Origin of the sequence: Acidisoma sp. (assembly GCF_965199065.1) — a bacterium.
GTDB lineage: Bacteria > Pseudomonadota > Alphaproteobacteria > Acetobacterales > Acetobacteraceae > Acidisoma.
Window position 1 is genome coordinate 353,588 of record NZ_CBDAQN010000003.1, and the last position, 21,089, is coordinate 374,676.

The window sequence follows — 21,089 nt, forward strand, 5'->3', positions numbered from 1 at the left end:
TTGGCCGTTACGGCGCCTGGTAATAGACCGGCGGCGGTGGCGGCGCGTAGTAGACCGGCGGCGGAGCCGCATAAATGACGGGCGGAGCCGCGTAATAAACCGGCGGTGGCGCGTAAACCGGGGCAGCCAGCGCACTGCCGACGGCAGCGCCAACTGCAAGGCCTAGAATGCCGCTGGCGACAGCCGCGCCTGCACCATAGCCCCCATGATAGCCGCCATAGCCACCGTAACCCCCGTGATAGCCGCCGTAGCCGCCATGGTAACCGCCATAGCCGCCGTGCCAGTTCTGGGCGTGAGCCGCTGGAGCCGTCAGAGCGATGGGTGTCGCGATGCCGGCGACCAAAGCCGCAGCCGCAAAGCCACGCAAGAAGCGGAAACGCGAGAAAATAGACATGTTTGTCTCCTTTCAACGCAGGATTTAAGGCCGAAAGGTAACCAGATGATTACCGGATCTGCCCGATGCATTGCTTACGCTGCTAGTTAGACGGTGGTTGCGTCCGTTGTAGGGCAGAGCTTGCACAAAGCCGCCGCAATGGCGCGGGTCAGCTAACCCCTCAGGTCTTCGAAGCGGCCGATTGGAACGCCGCGAACCTCCACCGGCATCATGAAAAGGCCCCCGCCCAAGGGAAACTTCCGGCGCGCCTCTTCGTCCTTGGGTAGCGCGGACGTGATGAACAGCCGGTCGCCGGCGAAAGCTGGCATGGTCGCATTGGGCACCGGCATGGCGACCTTCTCGACGAGGCGTCCGTCGGGCGCGAAGCGGTTGATCACGCTCATGCCGGAGCCGGCGGACCAATAGAAGCCCTCAACATCCAGCGCGCCTCCATCCGGGCGGCCTTCCTCGTTCGAAACATCGGCGAAGCGGCGGCGGTTGGAGATGGCGCCGGTGGCCGGGTCGAAGTCCCAGCAGTCGATCCAGGGTCCTCGCGTATCGGAGTGAAACATCGTGCGCCCGTCGGCGGTCCAGGCGAGGCCGTTGGCGTTCTTCAGCCCCTCGACCTTGACCTCCACCTCCCCCGCCGGCGTGACGCGATAGAGGTGGCCGCTTGGCGATCCATCCGATCCCTCGTTGATGGTGCCGACCCAGAAGCAGCCGTCGGGGCCGACCTTGCCGTCATTGAGCCGGTTCGTGTCCGCCTCCACAACTTGTGCGAAGGGCTCGAGCGTCTGCGTCACAGTGTCGAACATCATGAGCTTCTGCTTCTGACAGACGAGAATGCGCCCGGAGCGGCAGAGCGCGAAACTGCCGAGAACCTCCGGCAACTGCCAGGAGGTCTTCTCCTCCGTCGCGGGATGGAAGCGATGCAGGCGGCCGCCAGGGATGTCGCAGAAGTAAAGCGCTCCGGCCTGATCGTCCCAGGTCGGCGTTTCTCCGGTTCCACAGTGACAGTCCCAGACAAGTTGGGGGGATGCGCGGGTCACGGTCGCTCCTTCATGTCGGCGGCTATCAGGCCGCGGTGACCTTCGCCCGGCCGCGTTCGGCATCCGGCTCGGGCGTCGTTTGGTCCCCGCCCGTCAGCGCCTGCAGAATGGCCTGACGCAGGTTCTCGAGCTTCCGCTCGTTCTGGATCTTCAGCCCGAAGACGTCCTTCACATAGAAGACGTCGATCGCCCGCACGCCGTAGGTGCTGACATGGGCGGAGGCGATCTGCATGCCCTGGTCGGTGATCGCCGCGGTCACGTCATGCAGAAGCCCCGGGCGATCGCGGCCATTCACCTCGACCACCGTGTGCGTGTTGGATGCATGATTGTCGATGACGACGCGCGGCGGGACATGAATGGCCCGCATACGTTGTCCGAGCAACGCATCGGACAGGCTGCGGATTTCGCTCGCCATCCTCAGGCGGCCCGACAAGGCCTGCTCGATGAGGACCGAAAGCCGCGCCAGGCGCTGCGGCGACGCAAAGATGCCCCCTGCCGCATCCTGAATCCAGAAGGTATCGAGCGCCATGCCGTTGGTCATCGTGTGGATGCGAGCATCGACAATCGAAGCGCCCGCGATCGCCAACGCGCCCGCGATACGGCTGAACAGCCCGGCGTGGTCGGCGGCGTACACCGTCACCTCGGTCACCGCCCGGTTGTGCAGCACCTCATGCTGCACGCTCAGCGGCGCATTGGCGTGCCGCGCATCCCGAACCAGGCGGCCATGACGCTCATGCGTCGCCGGATCGAAGCTCAGCCAATAGGCCGGGTAGCCCAAATCGAGGAAGGCGTTGATATCCTCGGCGGTCCAGTCGCTGAGGCGCTCGGCCGCCGCTTCCTTCGCGCGCGCCACGCGCACGTCACGCTCCGTGGTGGCAAGCCCTCCAGCCAGCACCTCGGCGACGCGGGTGTAGAGTTCGCGCAGTAGCGTCGCCTTCCAGCCGTTCCAGACTTTCGGCGACACGGCTCGCATGTCGGCGACGGTCAGCACCAGCAGCAGCTTCAGCCGCTCGGGCGACTGCACCGTATCGACGAGGTCGAGGATCGTCTTGGGGTCGTCGATGTCGCGCTTGAAGGCGGTCTGGCTGAGCAGCAGGTGATGCAGCACCAGCCAGGACACCATCTCGGTTTCCTCGGCGGAGAGGCCGAACAGCGGGCAGAGTGTTAGCGCAATCTCGGCGCCCAAAACCGAATGGTCGCCGCCGCGGCCCTTGGCGATGTCGTGCAAGAGAACGGCCGTGTAGAGGGCGCGGCGGGATTGCAGGTGATCGACGATGCTCGACGCGACCGGCGCCGCATCGGTGAGTTCGCCGCGCTCCAGCGACGACACGACGCGCAGCGCTTCGATTGTGTGCTCATCGACAGTGAAGACGTGATAGGTGTCGAACTGCATCTGGCCGACAATGCGCGCCCAGTCCGGCACCAGCCGGCTGAGGATGCCCGTTTCGTTCATCAGGGACATCCAGCGCGCGCCGTCCGACCGGCCGGTTTCGCCATCCTTGCCGCAGAGCAGATCGAGGAACATCGCCATCGCCACCGGATCGCGGCGAAGGCTGATGGTGCTGCGCTCGTTACGGATCATCGAGCGCAGGGCGAGCGGATGGATCTTCAGGTGCCGGTCGCGCGCGAACTGCATGAGCCGCAACATGATCATCGGATGCTGAGCTGCCGCGTCGAGGTCAACGCAGATGAGCTGGCCGTCCGCGAGCGTGAGGCCAGCCTGACGCAGCGCCTCGTCTGTCGCCGCCACCACGGCGGGTGAGCCGCGCGCCACACGCACAAGCTCGGGCTCCAGAACGTGGCTGAGGCGGGCCACATCCCGCGCCGTCAGAAAATAGTGGCGCATGAACCGTTCGACGCCATCCTGCACCCCGTGGCGCGTGTATCCCATACGGGCGCCGACGATGGGCTGCAGATCGAAGGTCAGGCGCTCCTCCGGCCGCCCGGCGACATAGTGAAGATGGAACCGCACCGTCCAGAGAAAGTCGGAGGCGCGGTTGAAGTGACGGGCCTCCCGCAGCGTCAGCATCGGCCCGAACGGGCCTTCCTTGGTGAGCAGGTCGCGAATGTCGTCGGTATCGAAGACGTAGCTCGCGATCCAATGGAGGAAGTGCAGGTCGCGCAGCGCGCCTCTCCCCTCCTTGACGTTCGGCTCGACGAGGAACGGGCTGTCGCCATAGCGGCGGTGGCGCGCGCTGCGCTCGGCCTGCTTGACCCGGATGAAATCGGCAGCGCCCATTTCGGCGCACTGGGCCCGGTACCGGCAACGGAATTCCAGGAACATCGCCTCGTCGCCGACGAGGCAGCGGGCATCGAGCAACGTCGTTCGGATGGTCGCATCGGCGCGCGCCTCCGTCAGGCACTCCTCGATCGACCGCGTGGCATGACCAACTTTCAGCCCCAGATCCCACAGGAAGTAGAGCATGAACTCGACCGCCGCGAGAGACTGAGGCGAAGGATCGGCCGCGGTCAGGAACAACAGGTCGATATCACTGAAGGGCGCGAGGTAGCCGCGCCCATAGCCGCCGGTCGCGACAACTGCCATGCGGTCGGCCGCGACAGGCAAAACCGCCGCGCCGGTGTATTCGATGAGCGCCGCGATCACGCCATCCATATGAGAGGCGAGTGTGGCGGCAGCGGCCAGTCCCGACAGCTCGTCCCGCTCGAAGGCATGTTGCAGCTGGTGCTGCATGCGGGCGAGGTGCCGCCGGAAGGCCGCAAGCACCGCATCGCGAGGCGGCGGCAGCGCGCCTTCTGCCGCTAGCTCCGCCAGGGCATCTGTCAAACTCGGGCTATCGGCGGTGTGCGACATTATCACGATGCTAAAGAATCCGCGGCGGGAGAGCCAGAAACCAATTCCTTCAAACGGTAGAGGCTCTCCAGCGCCTGGCGCGCGGTCAAACGCTCCGGGTCGATCTCCGCCAGAGCCTCGCGCAGAACATCGGGGGCCGGTGTCGCCGCCCTTTCTCCCGTTTCCGTATCAGCGTCATCATGTTGCTTTTGCGCCGCCGCGAACAAGGGCAATTCGGCCGATACGGTGAGTGGCCCGGATTTTTCCAGCGTCGCCAGCAGATGAGCCGCCCGCTTCACCACTGGCGCCGGCACCCCGGCCAGGGCGGCGACATGCACCCCCCAGCTTCGCCCGGCCGCGCCGTGTGTCACCTCGTGCAGGAAAATGACGCTGCCCTTCCAGTCCTTGATCCGCATCGTCGCGGGCTGCAACCTTGGCATGATGCCGGTTAACCGGGCTAGTTCATGAAAATGCGTGGCGAAGATCGCCCGGCAGCGGATCGTGTTGTGCAAGGCCTCCAACACCGCCCAGGCGATGGCGAGCCCGTCCAGCGTCGCCGTGCCGCGGCCGATCTCATCCACCACCACCAGGCTGCGCGGACCCCCCTGGTGCAGGATGGCCGCCGTCTCCGTCATCTCCACCATGAAGGTGCTGCGCCCGCGGGCGAGATCGTCCGCCGCGCCCACGCGCGAGAAAAGCCGGTCGACGATCCCGATGCTGGCCGAGGACGCCGGCACCGGGAGGCCCGCCTGCGCCATCAGCACGATCAGCGCGTTCTGCCGCAAGAAGGTGGACTTCCCGGCCATGTTGGGGCCGGTCAGCAGCATGAGGCGCTGAGGAGGCGACAGGTCGCAGTCGTTCGGCACGAAGACGGCCTTGCCCGAGAGCGCGGCCTCCACCACCGGATGCCGCCCGCCGCTGATCTGCAACGCCTCGTCCTCGGTGATCAGCGGGCGACACCAGCCGGCGGCTTCGGCCAGCCGCGCCGCCCCCTGCAGGGCATCGACCCGCGCCAGGGCGGCCGCACAGGCCGAAATGGCCGCGCGCTCCGCCAGCGTCCGGGCGACGAGATGGTCGAATACCACCCGCTCCCGCGCGGCCGCCCGGTCCGCCGCCGCGGCGATCCGGCGATCGAGTTCGCTGAGTTCGGTGCTCGTGAAGCGTGCGCCCGCGGCCAGCCCCTGGCGCAGCACGAGCTCCGGCCGGTCCCGCAGCTTCTCGGCCGCAGCGGCGGGCACCTCGATGACGTAGCCGAGCTGGGCGTGATGCTTGATCTTGAGGCTCGCGACCCCGTAGCGCTCGGCATAGTCGAGCTGCACGCGGGCGAGGATCTGGCGCTGCTCGTCCCGGAGGCCGCGTTCCGCATCGAGTTCGGCGTCGAAGCCCGGCGCGATGGCGCGGCCATCCTCCAGCCGCACCGGCACCGGATCGGCAAGTGCGCCGGCCAGATAAGCCGCGAGATCCGGCAGAGCGCCCAGCGCCGTCCGCGCCTCCGCCAGCAGCGGCGGCAGCGCCTCCGGCAAGCGTTCGTCCTTCAGGCACTGGGCAATTTCATCGGCGATCTTCAGCCCGTCGGCGGTCGCCGCGAGGTCCCGCGGCGTTCCCTGCCCCAGGGCCAGACGCGCCAGCGCCCGGGCCAGATCGGGCGCCGCGCGCAGGCGCTCCCGCAGCCGCTCCGTGAGCGCACCCTGCAACAGCAGGAAGTCCCAGGCATCCTGCCGGGCGACGATCGCCGATTGGTCGGTAAGCGGCGCATGCAGCCACCCGGCGAGCAAGCGCACGCCCCCGGGGGTGACAGTGCGGCGGATGGCCGCCAGCAGCGTGTGGCGGCCGGTTTCGCCGGTACGCGTCTCGCTGATCTCCAGGCTGGCGCGGGTCGCGGCATCCATCGCCAGCACGCCGCGCGCGCCCTGCGGCTGCGGCCGGGAAAGGTGCGGCAGGCGGCCGGCCTGGGTGCGGCGCACGTAATCGAGCGCGAGGACCGCCGCCACCGCCTCCACGTCCTCGAAACTGCCGAAGGCGTCGAGGCTCGCGACCGCGAATGCCTCGGCGAGCCGGTGCCGCGCCTCCTCGGGCCGCGGCGCCGTCGCCGGCGCATCGGCCGCCCGCCGCTCATCCCACGGGCCGACATGGATGGCGGCGTCGGCCACGATCTCAGCCGGGTCGAGCCGCCCGAGCAGCGCCGGCAGATCGGCCTTCGCCAGACAGGCGGTCTCGAACTGGCCGGTCGAGATGTCGAGCCAGGCGGCGCCCAGCATCGGCGGCGGCGACTGCCGCCCCCCGCCACGCGAGGTCGCAGCCTCAGCCAGCGCCAGCAGCAGGTTGGGGGCCGCCGCATCGAGCAGCGCCTCCTCGGTCAGCGTGCCCGGGGTGATGATGCGCACCACCTCGCGCTTGAGCGGGCCGCGGCCGGTACGCTTCTTGGGGTCCTCCATCTGCTCGGCGAGCGCCACGCGGAAGCCGCGCCGGATGAGACGCGCGAGATAGGCGTCGCGCGCATGAACAGGCACGCCGCACATCGGGATGGGTGCGCCACCATGTTCGCCACGGGCGGTGAGCGCGATGTCGAGCGCCGCCGCCGCGGCCTCGGCATCGGCGAAAAACAGCTCGTAGAAGTCGCCCATCCGGAAGAAAAGCAAGGCGTTCGGGTGGTCCGCCTTCATGGCGAACCATTGGGACATGGAGGGCGACGCGCCGTCGGCACTTGGTGTCTGCATCGCTATAGCGTAGCGGGCCGCGCCGCCTGCGCGAAGTGGGGCGCGCGAGGCGCGGGCGTGCGTTCCCGGGCGAGACGCCGCAAGCCTGCAATCAGGAGCTGACCCTACCCGCCGGCATGCCCTGGCGAGGGTTCCAAAATACAGTCTGCGCTAGAAACGATTTTGGTTAAACTCTCCCACGCTGGAAAGCTTGGCTTCGCAAAAGCCTGTTGATGGGCCTCGCTGATCCAAAAGTTGGTTACCTCGGGTCGCTTATGATCTTTGTTTGTATTAACCCCAGGTTATGGTATTAACAGTTTGTGAGAAATGGATTGACTGCGGCCGGCAAATGCTCCGACCGATGTCCTGGCACAATCACCTCGTCTTCATAAGGCTAAACCAATTCAGGAGGTGACGCACAATGTGCGCGAGTTTCTGTGCCGGCACGCGGATTTCGACTGTACGCGGACGTGTGCGGGTCGAAAAACTGCGCCTGGGCGATGAAGCCCTCACTGTGTCAGGCGAAGCCTTGCCGATCCGCTGGATCGGCCAACGGATCTACGGGCGCGCCTTCGCGCGCATGAACCCCAACAGCATCCCGGTTGTGATCAAAGCAGGGGCCATCGATGACGGCGTTCCAGCCCGCGACCTCTGCATCTCGCCTCTGCACAACGTCTTCATCGATGGGGCACTGATACCTGTAGCGCTGCTCGTGAACGGAATCAGCATCCTGACGTGCCACGACATGGACCCGATCGCCTACTACCACATCGAGTTGCCGGTCCATGCGGTCGTGCTCGCCGAAGGCATGCCGACAGAAAGCTATGTCGACCGCGGCAACCGCGGCATGTTCCTCAGCGGCACCGGGCGTGCGCCGGACAGCTCGGAGCCGACCAAATCCTGGACCTCCTGCGCCCCGGTCGTTCAGAGCGGCCCGTTGATCGAACGCATCCGTGCCCGCCTCGCCTGGCGCGCCGGAATGACGCCCGAGGGCATAATGGACCGTCCGCAGAGCGGCCCCCTGCTCGGCAAGCTGGAATGGGTCGACTGCACGGTCATCTCCGGCTGGGCCTGGCTGACGGATCACCCCAAGGTTCCCGTGGTGCTCGAAGTGCTCGACCGGGGCAAGGTGATCGCGGTCACGGTTGCCGACAGGTTTCGCAGTGACCTCCTCCGCGTAGGCATCGGCGACGGTCATCATGCCTTCAACGTCGAACTCCCCAGGGCGCTCGACCCGCAACTGGCGCATCACCTCGTCATTCGCCGCGCGGCCGATGGCCTGGCTTTGTCCGGTTGCCCCTTCGATCTTCCGGCGCATCGTCCATCGAGCGCGCTCGCCAGCCTGGACCTCGCGGCGATGGTCGAACATGCCGATCTCGCAGAGAAGCGCTGGGTGCTCGACTGGCTTGAACAACAAGCGGTCAAGCTGCACGCCCTGCTGACCAGTTCGGCGGACGCGACCCCAGCCCCGTTATCCGCGGTTCAGACGCTCGCCGCAGGTACCGGCGAGAGGCCCCGCCGTCTGAAGCTTCCGAAGTCCGTGACGCTGGCCTGACGGCAAGCGCCAACCCGGGACGGTCCCGGCGGACGCTCATCCGCCTGCTCGGGTCGCTTCTGCGGTCGTCAGCCTGCTCCGGCTGGGCTATGGAGAGGCCACGGGCCACGGCGAACGCGCCGGGCCAGAGACCGGCAAGGGCCACCACATGGCGGGCGTTCCAACCTTCGCGACCGGACCGGGCTTTCTCGGGCGGCGCTTTTCCGGCATCGGGCCAAGCTTCACGGTGGCCGGCATTCCCCTCGACATCGGCGTCACGAACCGTGCGGGCGCACGCTCCGGGCCCGCCGCGATCCGCCAGGCCAGCCGCATGCTCGTGGATGGCGACCATCCGCATTTCTGGACCGACATCGGCGGTATGGCGATCGCCGACATGGGCGAGTTCGAGATCGCGCTGGGCGACCTCCCCCGCAGCTTGGCGCTCATCGAGGAACAGGCGGCGCCGATCCCTCATCTCCTCGCCATGGGCGGCGAGCATGGCGTGACGCTGCCCCTGCTCCGCGCCCTCCGCAAGCACCTCGGAGAGCCGCTGGCGCTGGTCCACTTCGACGCCCACGCCGACACCTGGGATGAAAGCTTCGGACAGGTCTATGGGCACGGCTCCGTCTTTTACCACGCCATCAACGAAGGCCTCGTGGACCCGCGGCGCATGATCCAGATCGGCATTCGCTCGCCGATCCAGCGCGACGTCTGGGACTGGACGATCGATCAGGGCGTCACGATCATCAGCGCGCAGGAGGTGCATGAGATCGGTGTCGCCCGCGTCGCCGCGCGCGTGCACACGGTGGTGGGGCACGAGACGCCCGCCTACCTGACCTATGACGTGGATTGCCTCGACCCTGCCTTCGCGCCCGGCACAGGAACGCCCGAGATCGGCGGCCTCGCCTCCTGGCAGACACAGGCCATCATCCGGCGCCTGACCAACATTTCCTTCGTCGGCATGGATGTGGTGGAGGTGCTGCCCGCGCACGACGTGAGCGAGATCACCGCCCTCGCCGCCGCGACGGTGATGTGGGACTACCTGGCACTCCTGGGCCGGCCGACCGCATCCGACTGATGCTGAACCTGCTGACGGACATTCCCGGCATCCTGGTCGGCCACGCGACCGACCTCGCCCTCGGCTCGGGCGTGACCGCGATCATCTTCGAGCGCCCGGCCATCGCCTCCGTCAGCGTGCTCGGCGGCGCGCCGGCCGGCCGCGACACCACCATGCTCGACCCCGAAATGACCGTCGAGCGGGTGGATGCCATCGCGCTCGGGGGCGGCTCGGCGTTCGGCGCGGACGCGGGCGGCGGCGTGCAGGCCTGGTTACGGGAGCAGGGCCGCGGCTTGGTCTTCGGCCCGGTGCGGGTGCCGATCGCGCCCGGCGCGATGATCTTCGACCTGCGCAACGGCGGCAAAAAGGACTGGGGGCGCTTCTCGCCCTATCGCGAACTGGGCTACGCCGCCGCCGAGGCCGCTCGCGCGCAGTCCTTCGCGCTGGGGACGGCCGGCGCCGGAACGGGCGCCACGACGGCCTTCGTCAAGGGCGGCATCGGCTCGGCCAGTGACCTCACGGCTCACGGCTTCCGCATCGCGGCGCTCACCGTCACCAACGCCGTCGGCAATCCGCTGATCGGGACCGGGCCGCACTTCTGGTCGGCGCCCTTCGAGCAGAACCGGGAGTTCGGGGGCCTGGGCTGGCCACCGGCGCCTCTGCCGGCGGAGGCCCTGCTCCCGCGCTTCAAGGGGTTGCCCGATCCCACGCCGGAAGCCGGCACCACCATAGGCCTCGTCGTCACTGACGCCCCGTTGACCAAGGCGCAGGCGAAGCGCCTCGCCATTGCGGCGCAGGATGGTGTGGCCCGCGCCATACTTTCCGCGCATCTTCCATTCGATGGCGACACGATGTTTGCCGCGTCGACCGGCGAGGGGACAGCCGTCGATGCGCTCCAGCTTACGCTGCTCTGCCATGCCGCAACCATGGTGACCGCGCGCGCGGTCGCACGCGGCGTTTTCGAGGCAACCGCCCTGCCCTATCCGGATGCCCAGCCCGATTGGCGCACGCTCTTCAGGTAATGGCCTCGTATTCGGCGGCGTAGGAGAGCAACGCGCCCTCGCTCCACAGCCGGCCTACAAAGAGCAGGCCGAACCCCACACCTGACGGATAGAGACCGGCCGGCACCGTCACGCCTGGCAGGCCGGCGATGTTGATCTCCGATACGGAGGTTTCCTGAATCTGATCCGGCGAGAAGAGCAGCGGCGGCTCGGACCGCGTCTGCGGCATCGCCACCGCATCGAGGCGATGCGCGCTCATGACGCGGTCGAAAACCGCCAGATACTCCTCCCGAACACGGAGAAAATCGGTGAGATCAGGCGGGTGCGTGTAATCCGCGCAGAGGTCCGCGAATCCCTTGTTGTCCCACAGATAGCCAAGCGGACCCGCACGATCGAACGGGTCGGCGCGGGTCAGCTGCCTGAGGGTCTCGAGCGAGTGGACTGCGCTCTGCGGACCGAGCCCCGCAAGGTAGCGGTCGAAGTCGTAGACCACGCTCTCCTCGCCCCGCGCGTCATACTGCATGGCGCTCACGAAGCGCGCGATCTCGGCGAAGCCGGAACCCGCGAAGGGATCGGGCACCAGCACGGCCCCCAGTTCGCGGAGCCCCTCGCAGGCGCGGGCGAACAGCGCCTCGGTGGCCGGGTGGAGCGCCGCCGCGCGCCAGCCGGGACCGTAGAGCCCGATCCTCTTGCCCTGCAGAGCGCCCGGAACCAGGGCCTCGACATAGCCGCCGGAAGGACGACGGCCGATTGCCGCGACCGTCTTGGGATCGTCGGCGGAGTAGCCCGCAAGCACATCGAGCGCGATCGCGGCGTCCGCCACCGTCATCGCCACAGGCCCCACGACATCCCGCGTGCTGTTGGCGAGCGGCATGACGCCGGAGTTGGGCACCAGCGCGAAGGTCGGCTTGATGCCGACCAGCCCTTGCGCCGCCGCCGGATTCTGGATGGAGCCGCCGGTCTCCTCCGCAAGTCCGATAACGGCATAGCCGGCGGCGACGCCCGTGGCGCTGCCGGTGCTGCTGCCGCCGGGCGCGCGGTCGGGCGCGATCGCGTTCAACGTGGGCCCTGCCCAGCTGTTATTGGCGTTGGTGCCGCTGGCGCTCATCACCGGCACATTGGTCTTGCCGAGCAGCAGAGCGCCGGCCCGGCGCATCCGGGCGACGACCGGAGCATCGCGCGCGGGGATGAGATCGAGACCACCCGCACGGGCGGAGAGCACCGACCAGCCGCCAGTGGTCGGCAGCCCCGCCATATCCATGGTGTCCTTGACCAGAACCGGAACCCCGGCCAGCAGCCCCACCGGCTGACCGGCCGCCCGGCGGGCATCGATCCGCTGAGCGTCCGCGAGCACGTCGGGGTTTGGCGTAATGACGGCACGGAGCCGCCCATCCTCGGCCGCAATCCGGGCCAGCGACTGCCTGGCCACAGCCTCCGCCGTGATCTCGCCTTTTGCCAGCGCCGCCGTCAGCGTCTGCACCGTCCAAGGCGCGGTCATGCCCGTCTCCGTCGCTTCAGGTCAAAAACGTCGCGCAACCCGTCACCGAGCATGTTCAGGCCGAGGACAGCCGCGGCGATCGCAAAACCGGGAAACACCGACAGGAGTGGCGCCGTATAGATGTACGTTTGGGCATCGTTCAGCATCCGGCCCCAGCTTGGCATCGGCGGCTGCGCGCCCAGCCCCACGAACGAGAGCGCCGCTTCGGCGAGAACTGCGAGCGAAAGCTGGATGGTGATCTGCACGATCAGCACGCCGGTGATGTTGGGCAGGATATGGACCATGGTCACGCCCGGCTTGCCGCGGCCCAAAGCGCGGGCAGCGCGCGCGAAATCCTGCACCCAGATGACCGAGGCCGCGGCGCGGGTCACCCGGGCCAGAACCGGCGCGGTGAAGATGCCGATGGCGACCATCGCGGTATAAGCGCCGGGACCTCGCAGGGCCGTCAGCATCACCGCCGTGAGCAGCGCCGGAAAGGCGAAGGCGAGATCGGCGCCCCGCATCAGCACCTCCTCCGTCCAGCCTCGGCGAGCGGCGGCGATCAGCCCCACGGGCACGCCGATGACGCAGCCCAGCGCCACCGCGACCGCCGCGACGACGAGGGAGTTCTGGGCGCCGACCATGATCATGGACAGCACATCGCGGCCGAACGGATCGGTGCCGAAGGGATGGGCGGACGATGGTCCCGCGAGGCGATGGAGAATGTCGATCCCTGTCGGCGCATAGGGCGTCCAGAGGAGGGAGACGGCGGCCATGAGCAGCACGGTGGCGGTGATGCCGCCCCCGACGATGATGCGGAGGAGGCTCATGTTTCCCGGCTTCGCAGCCGTGGGTCGATTGTCGCGTTCACTAGGTCGACGATGAAGTTGATGACGATGACGAGCGCTGCAAAGAGCAGGACGAGGTCCTGGACCAGCACGAGATCGCGCTGGCCGATCGCCTGAAAGAGCAGCGAGCCGAGGCCCGGCAACGCGAAGACGTTCTCGATGATGATGGTGCCGGCGAGCAGGAAGGAAAACTGCAGACCCATGAGGGTGATGACGGGAATGAGCGCGTTCGGCACCGCATGGCGCCAGAGGATGCCGCCTTCCGAAAGACCCTTGGCGCGCGCCGTGCGGAGAAACTCCCTGATGCCGATATCCAGCACGGCGCCACGTGTGACGCGGGCGAGGATCGCCGCCTGGGGGATCGCGAGGGCGATCGTTGGCAGCACAAGCGCCTTGAGCGAGGCGCCGGCGCCATGCCACCAGCCGGGAAAGCCGCCTGCCGGGAACCAGGTGAAATGCACGGCGAAGGCGAGGACGAGCAACAACGCCAGCCAGAAATCCGGCACCGCGACACCGATCTGGGTGACCGCCATGATGCCGCCGTCCAAGGCGCCGCGCCGGGACGCCGCATAGACGCCGAGCGGGATCGCAAGCGCCGTCGAGAGCAGCATCGCCATGACGGCGAGCGGCAACGTGACGCCGATGCGCTGCAGAATGAGGGATGCGACTGAGGCATCATAGGCAGTGCTGCGTCCGAAGTCGCCCGTCATCAGGTGCCCGGCCCAACGCAGATAACGCAGCCACACCGGCAGGTCGTAGCCCAGCTGATGCCGGAGCGCGGCGAGCGTATCCGGCTGGGCGTCCGGTCCGAGGATGACGAGCGCCGGATCGCCGGGCAGGATCTGCAGCACGACGAAGACGACGAGGGACGCGACGACGAGCGCCACCGCCAGTGCGATGGAGCGGCGCAAAAGAAAAGCAGTCACCGCAGGCGGTTCTTTCTCGCGACCAGGATGGGCCGCCCAAAGAACCGGAAAACTCCCATCCTCATGGGGCCCAGGAAACGCCCGTCACGTCGTTGATGGGCATCGGATCGTTCGACCACATCCCGCGCAGATGCGCGCTCCAGATGCCGATCTTCGGCAATGCGAACAGAAAGACGTTGGGCTCGTCGGTCGCAAGTTGACGCTGCAACTCCTGCACCAGCGCCGTCTGCCGGGCGGGGTCGGTCGCTGCGATATATTCTGCGTACAGCGCCTTATAGGCCGGGCTGTCGTAGTTGAAGTAGTAGTGCGGACGGGCATAGATATCGAGATCGCGCGACTCTGTATGCGCGATCACCGTGGCGCTGAAGTCTGACTGGGTGAAGACCTGGGTGAGCCACTTGGCCCATTCGACGGATGACAGCCTTGCGTTCAGCCCCACCTGCGCAAGATAGGCGGCAATGAGTTCGCCACCTCGCTGGGCGTAGCTCGGCGGCGGCAGAGTGATGGTGAAACTCGTCCCTGGAGCGATGCCCGCGGCCTGCAACAGTGCGCGAGCCTTGGCGGGATCGTACGGGTAGGTGTTCGAGAGATCGACGTAGCCCGGATCCCCTGGCGTGTAGTGGGAGCCGATCGGCGTGCCCAAACCCGAATACGCCGCCTCGATGATCGCACGACGGTCGAGCGCATAAGCGAGTGCACGCCGCACACGCACGTCATCGAACGGCTTGCGGGCGTCGTTCAGGGCCAGGATGACCTTGCCCTCGGTCGTGCCGATGTCGACGGTGAAGCGCGGATCATGCCGGAATTTCGGCACCGTCTCGGGCGCCGGAAAGTTCGGGTAGGCGTCGAGCGAGCCGGACAGAAGGGCCGCGGTGGCGGCGGCCGGGTCGCCGATGATGCGGAAGGTGACCGCCGAAAGCTTCGGCGCCGGCCCCCAGTAATGCGGGTTGCGCACGAGTTCGATGCGGTCGCCGGGAACCCAGCGGCTGAAGCTGAAGGGCCCGGTGCCGACCGGATGGGTCTTGTCGGTGGCGGCGGTTTGCGGCGCCACCATGACCGCGTCGCCCCAGGCCATGTCGTAGAGGAAAGTCGACGTCGGATGCCTGAGCGTTACCACGGCCTCCGCCGGGGTCGGACAGGCCACCTTTGCGATCGGCGCGAAGAGCTGTTTCTGGGCGTTGATGCTGTCCGGTGCCGCCGCGCGTGCATAGCTGAACTGAACGATGGAGCAGTCGAAGGGCGTTCCGTCCTGGAACGTGACACCGCTCTGGAGCGTAAAGCTATACGTCAGCCCGTCGGGCGAGATCGTCCAGGATTTGGCGAGGCCGGGCTCGACCGCGCCGGATCGATCGATCCGGGTGAGCCCCTGAAAAATGTTGGCATAGGTCACTTCCCGGATGGCCGAAGCGGCGCCGGCGGTGGGGTCGAGACCCGGCGGCTCGAGCGGAAGGCCGATCGTCAGGGTGTCCGGCGGCCCGGCCAAAGCGCGGAAAACCGGCAGGATCGTCAGCACGCTCGCCGCAAGCAGGATGTTAAAGCGCCTCGTGTGCTGTTTATTCAACGGCTGAACCTCGCGGTGGTGTGCTGCAGTGCAGAAGACCACCACCAGGGACAGATGCCAACAGGGTGCGCGCCCGGACGCACCGGCCGCACCGCTCACGGCTGTGTCAGAACTCCGACCAGTTGTCCTCCTGGCTCTGAACCGGATCAGGGCGTTTAGCAGGCGCGGCGCTCTCGCGCGGCGGAGCAGCAAGGCTTCGGTTCGGACCAGGACGATCCGCGGCAGGAGGCCGAGCCGCGGGAGGACGATCCGCAGCAGGACGGGTCACGACGGCGCGCGGCGTGGAGGGAGCCTTGGCTGCCCCGCCCCCGCGCGATGTACGGCTTTGCTGCTCGCCGCCGGTCTTGAACTGCCCGACCAGACGGGTCAGTTCCTCGGCCTCGCTGGTGAGGCTATGGCTCGCCGCGGTTGCCTGCTCCACCATCGCGGCGTTCTGCTGCGTGACCTTGTCCATCTGATTGACGGCTGAGTTCACCTCGGCGAGGCCTGTCGCCTGTTCCTGGGCCGCAGAGGCAATCTCCGTCATCAACCCGCTCATCTGGTCGACATGCCCCACGATCCGGCCCAAGGCCTGACCGGTCAGGCCGACGAGACGCACACCGGACCCCACCTGCTCGCCCGATGCCGAGATCAGGGCCTTGATCTCCTTCGCGGCATCCGCCGAACGCTGGGCGAGCGCCCGAACTTCGGTCGCGACCACCGCGAACCCACGGCCGGCGTCACCCGCGCGCGCAGCCTCCACCCCCGCATTGAGCGCCAGAAGGTTGGTCTGGAACGCAATCTCGTCGATGACGCCGATAATGTTCTCGATCTTCTTGGACGAGCCCTCGATCGCCTGCATGGCGGTCACGGCCTCGTCGACCACGGCGCCGGAGCGCTGAGCGTCCTCCTTCGCCGTGCTCACGACGCTGCGGGCCTCGACGGCCCCTTCCGCCGTCCGGCGGACCGTCGCGGTGATCTCGTCGAGCGCCGCCGCGGTTTCCTCCAGGCTGGCCGCCTGCTGTTCCGTGCGACGCGAAAGGTCATCCGAGGCAATGGTGATTTCTTTTGCACCCTCACGCACCGCATCCGCGTTGGCCGTGATGGACTTCATCGTTTCCTGAAGCTTGTCCACGGCGCGGTTGTAATCGATCCGGAGCTTGTCGAGTTCGATCGTGAGCGGTTCCGCGATCCGGCGCTCGAGATCACCATCGGCAAGTGCGGAAAGCGCGCCTGCAATCTCGGTGATCGACCGATCCCGGTTTGTCACGTCGCTGCAGATTTTAACGACCTTAAAGACGTTGCCCTTGTCGTCGAGAATGGGATTGTAGGAACCCTGGATCGTTACGTATGCACCGTTTTTAGTGAGACGCCTGAACTCTGCAGCCTGGAACCTGCCGGCTCTCAATTCCTCCCAGAAATGGGCGTATTCGGGCGTGCTGCGCTCGGACGGGTCGACGCACAGGCTGTGGTGCCTGCCTTTGATCTCGTCGAGCGTATAACCCATCAGTTTAAGGAAGTTATCATTGGCAGTCAGAATGGTGCCGTCGGGCTTGAACTCGATGAGGGCCTGCCCGCGCCCGATGGCGGCCATCTTTCCAGAAAAATCGAGGTTGGCCAGGCGTTCGCTCGCGTCGGCCCATTCCATCACATAACCGGCGCGCTTGCCGCCGGTCATGAGGGGTGTCACCAGCAAGTCGAAGACATGCGAACTGACCGTGATCGTTACACTATGCGGCTGCTTTAGCTCGCTGAGTATCGTACGCTGGTGGGCCGGGTTCTTGTGAAAGATGTCGATGTTGCTGCCGATCATCTTCGCCATGTCAAAGCGCGGAAGTTCTCTTTTAAGATCGTCCTCGACCTCATCCAAAAATTCCCGCAGCGCCGGATTGAGATAGACAACGTTGAAATGCACGTCAGCGATCATGACCTTGGCGCGCAGTGCGTCCAGAGACATCAAGCGTCTATTTTTGCCCTGCTGAAACGGCCGAAACATGACATCTCCTACCTCGCCTGATCCCCTGATCGCGGCGCTCGGAAACGTTATGCATGAAGGGGGTTAACTCCCGGCTAAGCGCCCCGCCTGATCATTCGGCTTTGGCGCGGCGCCGCCAGTTGTGCAGCACGAATTCGGTGTAGCCGTTCGGCTGCGCGCGGCCTTTGAAGACGAGGTCGGACGCCGCCTGGAAGGCTGGCCCGTCAAAACCGGGCGCCATCGGCCGATACGCGGGATCGCCCGCATTCTGCTCATCCACGACCACCGCCATGCGGCGCATTGCCGCCTGCACGTCTTCGGCCGACACAACGCCGTGCAAGAGCCAGTTGGCGATATGCTGGCTGCTGATGCGCAAGGTCGCTCGGTCTTCCATCAAACCCACATCATGAATATCCGGAACCTTGGAGCAGCCGACGCCCTGGTCGATCCAGCGGACCACATAGCCGAGGATGCCCTGGACGTTGTTGTCGATCTCCTGCGCGACCTCTTCGGCCGACCAGTTGACGCCGTCCGCCAAGGGGATCGTCAGCAGCGCGTCGAGTGAGGACGGAGCCCGCAACGCAATCTCCTGCTGCCGCGCGGCGACATCCACCTCGTGGTAGTGCAACGCGTGCAAGGTGGCGGCGGTGGGCGACGGCACCCAGGCCGTGCTGGCGCCGGCGCGGGGGTGACCCACCTTCTGTTCCAGCATCTCGGCCATCCGGTCGGGCGCCGCCCACATGCCCTTGCCGATCTGCGCCCGGCCGCGCAGCCCGCTGGCGAGGCCGATATCGACGTTGCGGTCCTCGTAGGCCTTGATCCAGGCGGTGCTCCGCATGGCGTTTTTCCGCACCATGGGTCCGGCCTCGATCGAGGTGTGGATCTCGTCGCCCGTGCGGTCCAGGAAGCCGGTGTTGATGAAAACGACCCGCCCGCGCGCCGCGTGGATGCAGGCCGCGAGATTGGCGCTCGTCCGCCGCTCCTCGTCCATGATGCCCATCTTGAGCGTGTTGCGGGCAACTCCAAGCAGATCCTCGACGCGGTCGAAGAACCCGTTGGCGAAGGCGACCTCCTCCGGCCCATGCATCTTCGGCTTCACGATGTAGACCGAACCCGCGCGGCTGTTGCGGATCGGCCGGTCGCTCTTGAGGTCATGCAGAGCGATCAATGATGTGACGACACCATCAAGCAGGTTCTCGGGGATTTCCTGTCCGTCGCGGTCGAGGATCGCGTCGGTCATCATGTGGTGGCCGACCGTGCGGATGAGCATGAGGCTGCGGCCCGGCAGCACCAGCTCGCTGCCGTCCGGCGCCGTGTAGATGCGGTCAGGCTCGAGCCGGCGCTCCATTGTCCGGCCGCCCTTCTCGAACTGCGCGGCGAGCGTCCCTTGGCAGAGGCCGAGCCAGTTGCGGTAGACCGCAACCTTGTCCTCGGTGTCGACGGCGGCGACGCTATCCTCACAGTCCATGATCGTGCTCAGCGCCGATTCGAGGATCATGTCCGCGACACCTGCCGGGTCGCCGCGTCCGATGGCATGGGCGCGGTCGATCAACAGCTCAAGGTGCAGGCCGTGATGACGGAAGAGGATCGCGGTGGGCGCCTCGGCCGGGCCACGGTACCCCGCGAACCGCGCCGGATCGCGCAGCGCGCCCTGGCCCGAGATCACAAGCGCCCCTTCTCGCACCGCGTAGCCCGTGGCCTCCGTGTGTGAACCCTCGGCCAGCGGCGCGATCTCGTCCAGGATCGCCTTGGCGCGCGCGACGACCAAGCCAGCGCGCACAGGGTTGAGGCCGCGGCCACGCTCCGCGCCATCGGTCTCCGCAATCGCATCGGTGCCGTAGAGCGCATCGTAGAGGCTGCCCCAGCGGGCATTGGCGGCATTGAGCGCATACCGGGCGTTGGTGATCGGCACCACGAGCTGAGGTCCCGCGAGGGTCGCGATCTCGGCGTCGACGCCTGTGGTCGTGATGGAGAACGGCGGCGGCTCCGGCAACAGATAACCGATGTCCGTGAGAAAGGCCTGGTAGGCCGCCGCATCGACCGGACGGGCGGTGTGCTGCCTGTGCCAGGCGTCGATCGCCGCCTGCATCTCATCGCGCTTCCGCAGAAGCGTCCGGTTCGCCGGGGCGAGGTCATGGATGATGGACGCGAACCCGGCCCAGAAGTCCTGCGGAGCGAGCCCGGTGCCCGGCAGAGCCTCATCACGGATGAAGTCATGGAGGGGTTGGGCGACCCGCAGGCCGCCAGCGTCAACGTATTGCATGCTCAAGGCTCTCTTAATCGGCGATGGTGGAGGCTACCGCGCCACTGGCACGCGCGGAAGCCGGAAGCAGCTCCGCGCGCAGCACAGTGCCGCCCCAGCCCGTCACCATGTCGGCACCGACGATGTCGGCAACGGCATGGTCCGAACCCTTTACCAGCAGGTCCGGCCGCAACGCCGCGATCATGCTGAGGGGACTGTCCTCATCCAGAATACAGACGAGGTCGACCGCCGAAAGGGCGGCAAGATCGGCGGCGCGATCCGCCTCGGGGCGCATGTGCCGCGCCCCGGTCCGGGCGGTCCGCGCCGTGGCGTCGCCGCTGATCGCCACGATCAGCCGGTCGCATGCGCCACGGGCCTGCTCCAGAAGATGAACGTGCCCCTGGTGCAGCCGGTCGAACCGGCCATTGGTGAAGCCCACCCGCCAGCCGCGGCGGCGCCAGCGTTCCGCCTGCTCCATGGCGGCCTCGCGGGTTGCGATCTTGGCGCGGTTGCCGGCGACGGGCGCGAGACGGCCGAGGATGTCGTCCTGCCGCGCGACAGCGGTGCCGACCTTGCCCACCACGATACCCGCCGCGACGTTGGCGAGCCGTGCCGCGATGGGAAGCGGCAGCCGCGCCGCCATGCCCGCCGCAAGCACCGCCGCGACGGTGTCTCCGGCGCCGGAGACGTCGTGCACGTCGAGAGCCTCGGCCGGGAAGTGCCAGGTTTCCACGGGCGTCACCAGGCTCATGCCGTGTTCCGACCGGGTGATCAGGGCCGCGCCGATCCCGTGGCGGGCCAGCATCGAGCGCGCGGCGGCCTCGATCTCCTCGTCGGTTTCGGCGGAGAGGCCGGTGGCGGCCGCGAGTTCGCGCCGGTTGGGCATGATGACATTGGCCCCGGCGTAGCGCGCGTAGTCGACGCCCTTGGGGTCGACGATGATCGGACGCCCGGCCTGACGCGCGGCCTCTATGAGCCGGGCCGGCATATCTCCGGCCAGCACGCCTTTGTTGTAGTCCGACAGGATCGTGACGGTCGTCGCCGTCATCGCATCGGTCGCTATGCGCAGCAGCCGTTCCGCGATCTTGGGATGGAGCGGCCCCGGATCCTCCGTATCGGCTCGCAACAGATGCTGGCCCTGGGCGAGGAAACGGGTCTTCACGGTGGTGACGCGGCTACCCTGGACGAGCAGCCAGGGTTCGACGCCGCTCTGGCGGCCAATGAGGGCCGTGAGATCGGAGCCCGCCATATCGTCCCCGACAACGGCGACGAAGGCCGCGGCGGCACCAACGGCTGTGATGTTGCGGACGACGTTGGCCGCACCGCCCGGGAGCGAAAGTTCGCGCTGAAGGCTGAGAACGGGAACCGGGGCTTCCTGGCTGATGCGTGTCGCCTCGCCGTAGACGTAGCGGTCGAGCATCGCGTCCCCGACGACGAGGACGGAGCCGCGACCTAGCTGGCGTGCCGCGTCGGCGAGTTCGGCGGCCGCGTCTTCCTGCCAGACACGAGGCGTGGGCAAGGGATCCGTCATAGAAGTGAAATAGCCTCAATTCCCTGGGGCGGGTAGTGCTCTCTGGCAT

At 67.2% G+C, this 21,089-nt stretch carries 14 protein-coding genes; 3 read left to right on the top strand and 11 right to left on the bottom strand.

The window, feature by feature from the left end:
• Positions 1-7 precede the first annotated feature (7 nt).
• The 4 genes from ACOEQ1_RS09880 to mutS all read right to left on the bottom strand — a co-directional run bounded on the left by ACOEQ1_RS09880 (position 8) and on the right by mutS (position 6,930).
• Positions 8-394: a hypothetical protein gene (locus ACOEQ1_RS09880; RefSeq protein WP_419759079.1), complete on the bottom strand. Its 387-nt coding sequence runs from the start codon at positions 392-394 to the stop codon at positions 8-10.
• A 152-nt stretch (positions 395-546) separates the two neighbouring features.
• Positions 547-1,422 (bottom strand): SMP-30/gluconolactonase/LRE family protein, encoded by an 876-nt coding sequence (locus ACOEQ1_RS09885; protein ID WP_419759080.1) that lies wholly within the window; start codon positions 1,420-1,422, stop codon positions 547-549.
• A 25-nt stretch (positions 1,423-1,447) separates the two neighbouring features.
• Complete coding sequence (locus tag ACOEQ1_RS09890; RefSeq protein WP_419759081.1) at positions 1,448-4,234, bottom strand: [protein-PII] uridylyltransferase; 2,787 nt, start codon at positions 4,232-4,234, stop codon at positions 1,448-1,450.
• Between the two features lie 2 nt (positions 4,235-4,236).
• Positions 4,237-6,930: a DNA mismatch repair protein MutS gene (gene mutS / locus ACOEQ1_RS09895; RefSeq protein WP_419759082.1), complete on the bottom strand. Its 2,694-nt coding sequence runs from the start codon at positions 6,928-6,930 to the stop codon at positions 4,237-4,239.
• A 400-nt stretch (positions 6,931-7,330) separates the two neighbouring features.
• On the opposite strand from mutS, the gene ACOEQ1_RS09900 reads away from it, so the two are divergent.
• From ACOEQ1_RS09900 to ACOEQ1_RS09910, 3 genes are all read left to right on the top strand, one after another.
• Positions 7,331-8,464: a Hint domain-containing protein gene (locus ACOEQ1_RS09900; RefSeq protein WP_419759083.1), complete on the top strand. Its 1,134-nt coding sequence runs from the start codon at positions 7,331-7,333 to the stop codon at positions 8,462-8,464.
• A gap of 148 nt (positions 8,465-8,612) precedes the next feature.
• The gene (speB, locus tag ACOEQ1_RS09905) at positions 8,613-9,521 is read left to right on the top strand and encodes an agmatinase (RefSeq protein ID WP_419759084.1); all 909 of its coding nucleotides are present in this window, start codon (positions 8,613-8,615) and stop codon (positions 9,519-9,521) included.
• Positions 9,521-10,522 carry a P1 family peptidase gene (locus ACOEQ1_RS09910; protein ID WP_419759085.1) on the top strand — a complete coding sequence of 334 codons (1,002 nt, stop codon included), beginning with the start codon at positions 9,521-9,523 and terminating at the stop codon, positions 10,520-10,522. The genes speB and ACOEQ1_RS09910 overlap by 1 nt, the downstream gene beginning before the upstream one ends.
• On the opposite strand, the gene ACOEQ1_RS09915 is transcribed toward ACOEQ1_RS09910, so the two are convergent.
• The 7 genes from ACOEQ1_RS09915 to ACOEQ1_RS09945 all read right to left on the bottom strand — a co-directional run bounded on the left by ACOEQ1_RS09915 (position 10,515) and on the right by ACOEQ1_RS09945 (position 21,040).
• Positions 10,515-11,999: an amidase gene (locus ACOEQ1_RS09915; RefSeq protein ID WP_419759086.1), complete on the bottom strand. Its 1,485-nt coding sequence runs from the start codon at positions 11,997-11,999 to the stop codon at positions 10,515-10,517. The two genes, ACOEQ1_RS09910 and ACOEQ1_RS09915, sit on opposite strands and share 8 nt — an antisense overlap.
• Positions 11,996-12,808, bottom strand: a complete 813-nt coding sequence (locus ACOEQ1_RS09920; RefSeq protein ID WP_419759087.1) for an ABC transporter permease — start codon at positions 12,806-12,808, stop codon at positions 11,996-11,998. The genes ACOEQ1_RS09915 and ACOEQ1_RS09920 overlap by 4 nt, the downstream gene beginning before the upstream one ends.
• Positions 12,805-13,752 (bottom strand): ABC transporter permease, encoded by a 948-nt coding sequence (locus ACOEQ1_RS09925; RefSeq protein WP_419759088.1) that lies wholly within the window; start codon positions 13,750-13,752, stop codon positions 12,805-12,807. The genes ACOEQ1_RS09920 and ACOEQ1_RS09925 overlap by 4 nt, the downstream gene beginning before the upstream one ends.
• A 61-nt stretch (positions 13,753-13,813) precedes the next feature.
• The gene (locus ACOEQ1_RS09930) at positions 13,814-15,313 is read right to left on the bottom strand and encodes an ABC transporter substrate-binding protein (RefSeq protein ID WP_419759089.1); all 1,500 of its coding nucleotides are present in this window, start codon (positions 15,311-15,313) and stop codon (positions 13,814-13,816) included.
• 106 nt (positions 15,314-15,419) lie between these two features.
• Positions 15,420-17,249, bottom strand: a complete 1,830-nt coding sequence (locus ACOEQ1_RS09935) for a methyl-accepting chemotaxis protein (RefSeq protein ID WP_419759090.1) — start codon at positions 17,247-17,249, stop codon at positions 15,420-15,422.
• Between the two features lie 130 nt (positions 17,250-17,379).
• Positions 17,380-19,530, bottom strand: a complete 2,151-nt coding sequence (locus ACOEQ1_RS09940) for a malate synthase G (RefSeq protein WP_419759091.1) — start codon at positions 19,528-19,530, stop codon at positions 17,380-17,382.
• Positions 19,531-19,543: 13 nt separating this feature from the next.
• Positions 19,544-21,040, bottom strand: coding sequence for a PfkB family carbohydrate kinase (locus ACOEQ1_RS09945; RefSeq protein ID WP_419759092.1), 1,497 nt, complete (start codon positions 21,038-21,040; stop codon positions 19,544-19,546).
• Positions 21,041-21,089 lie beyond the last annotated feature (49 nt).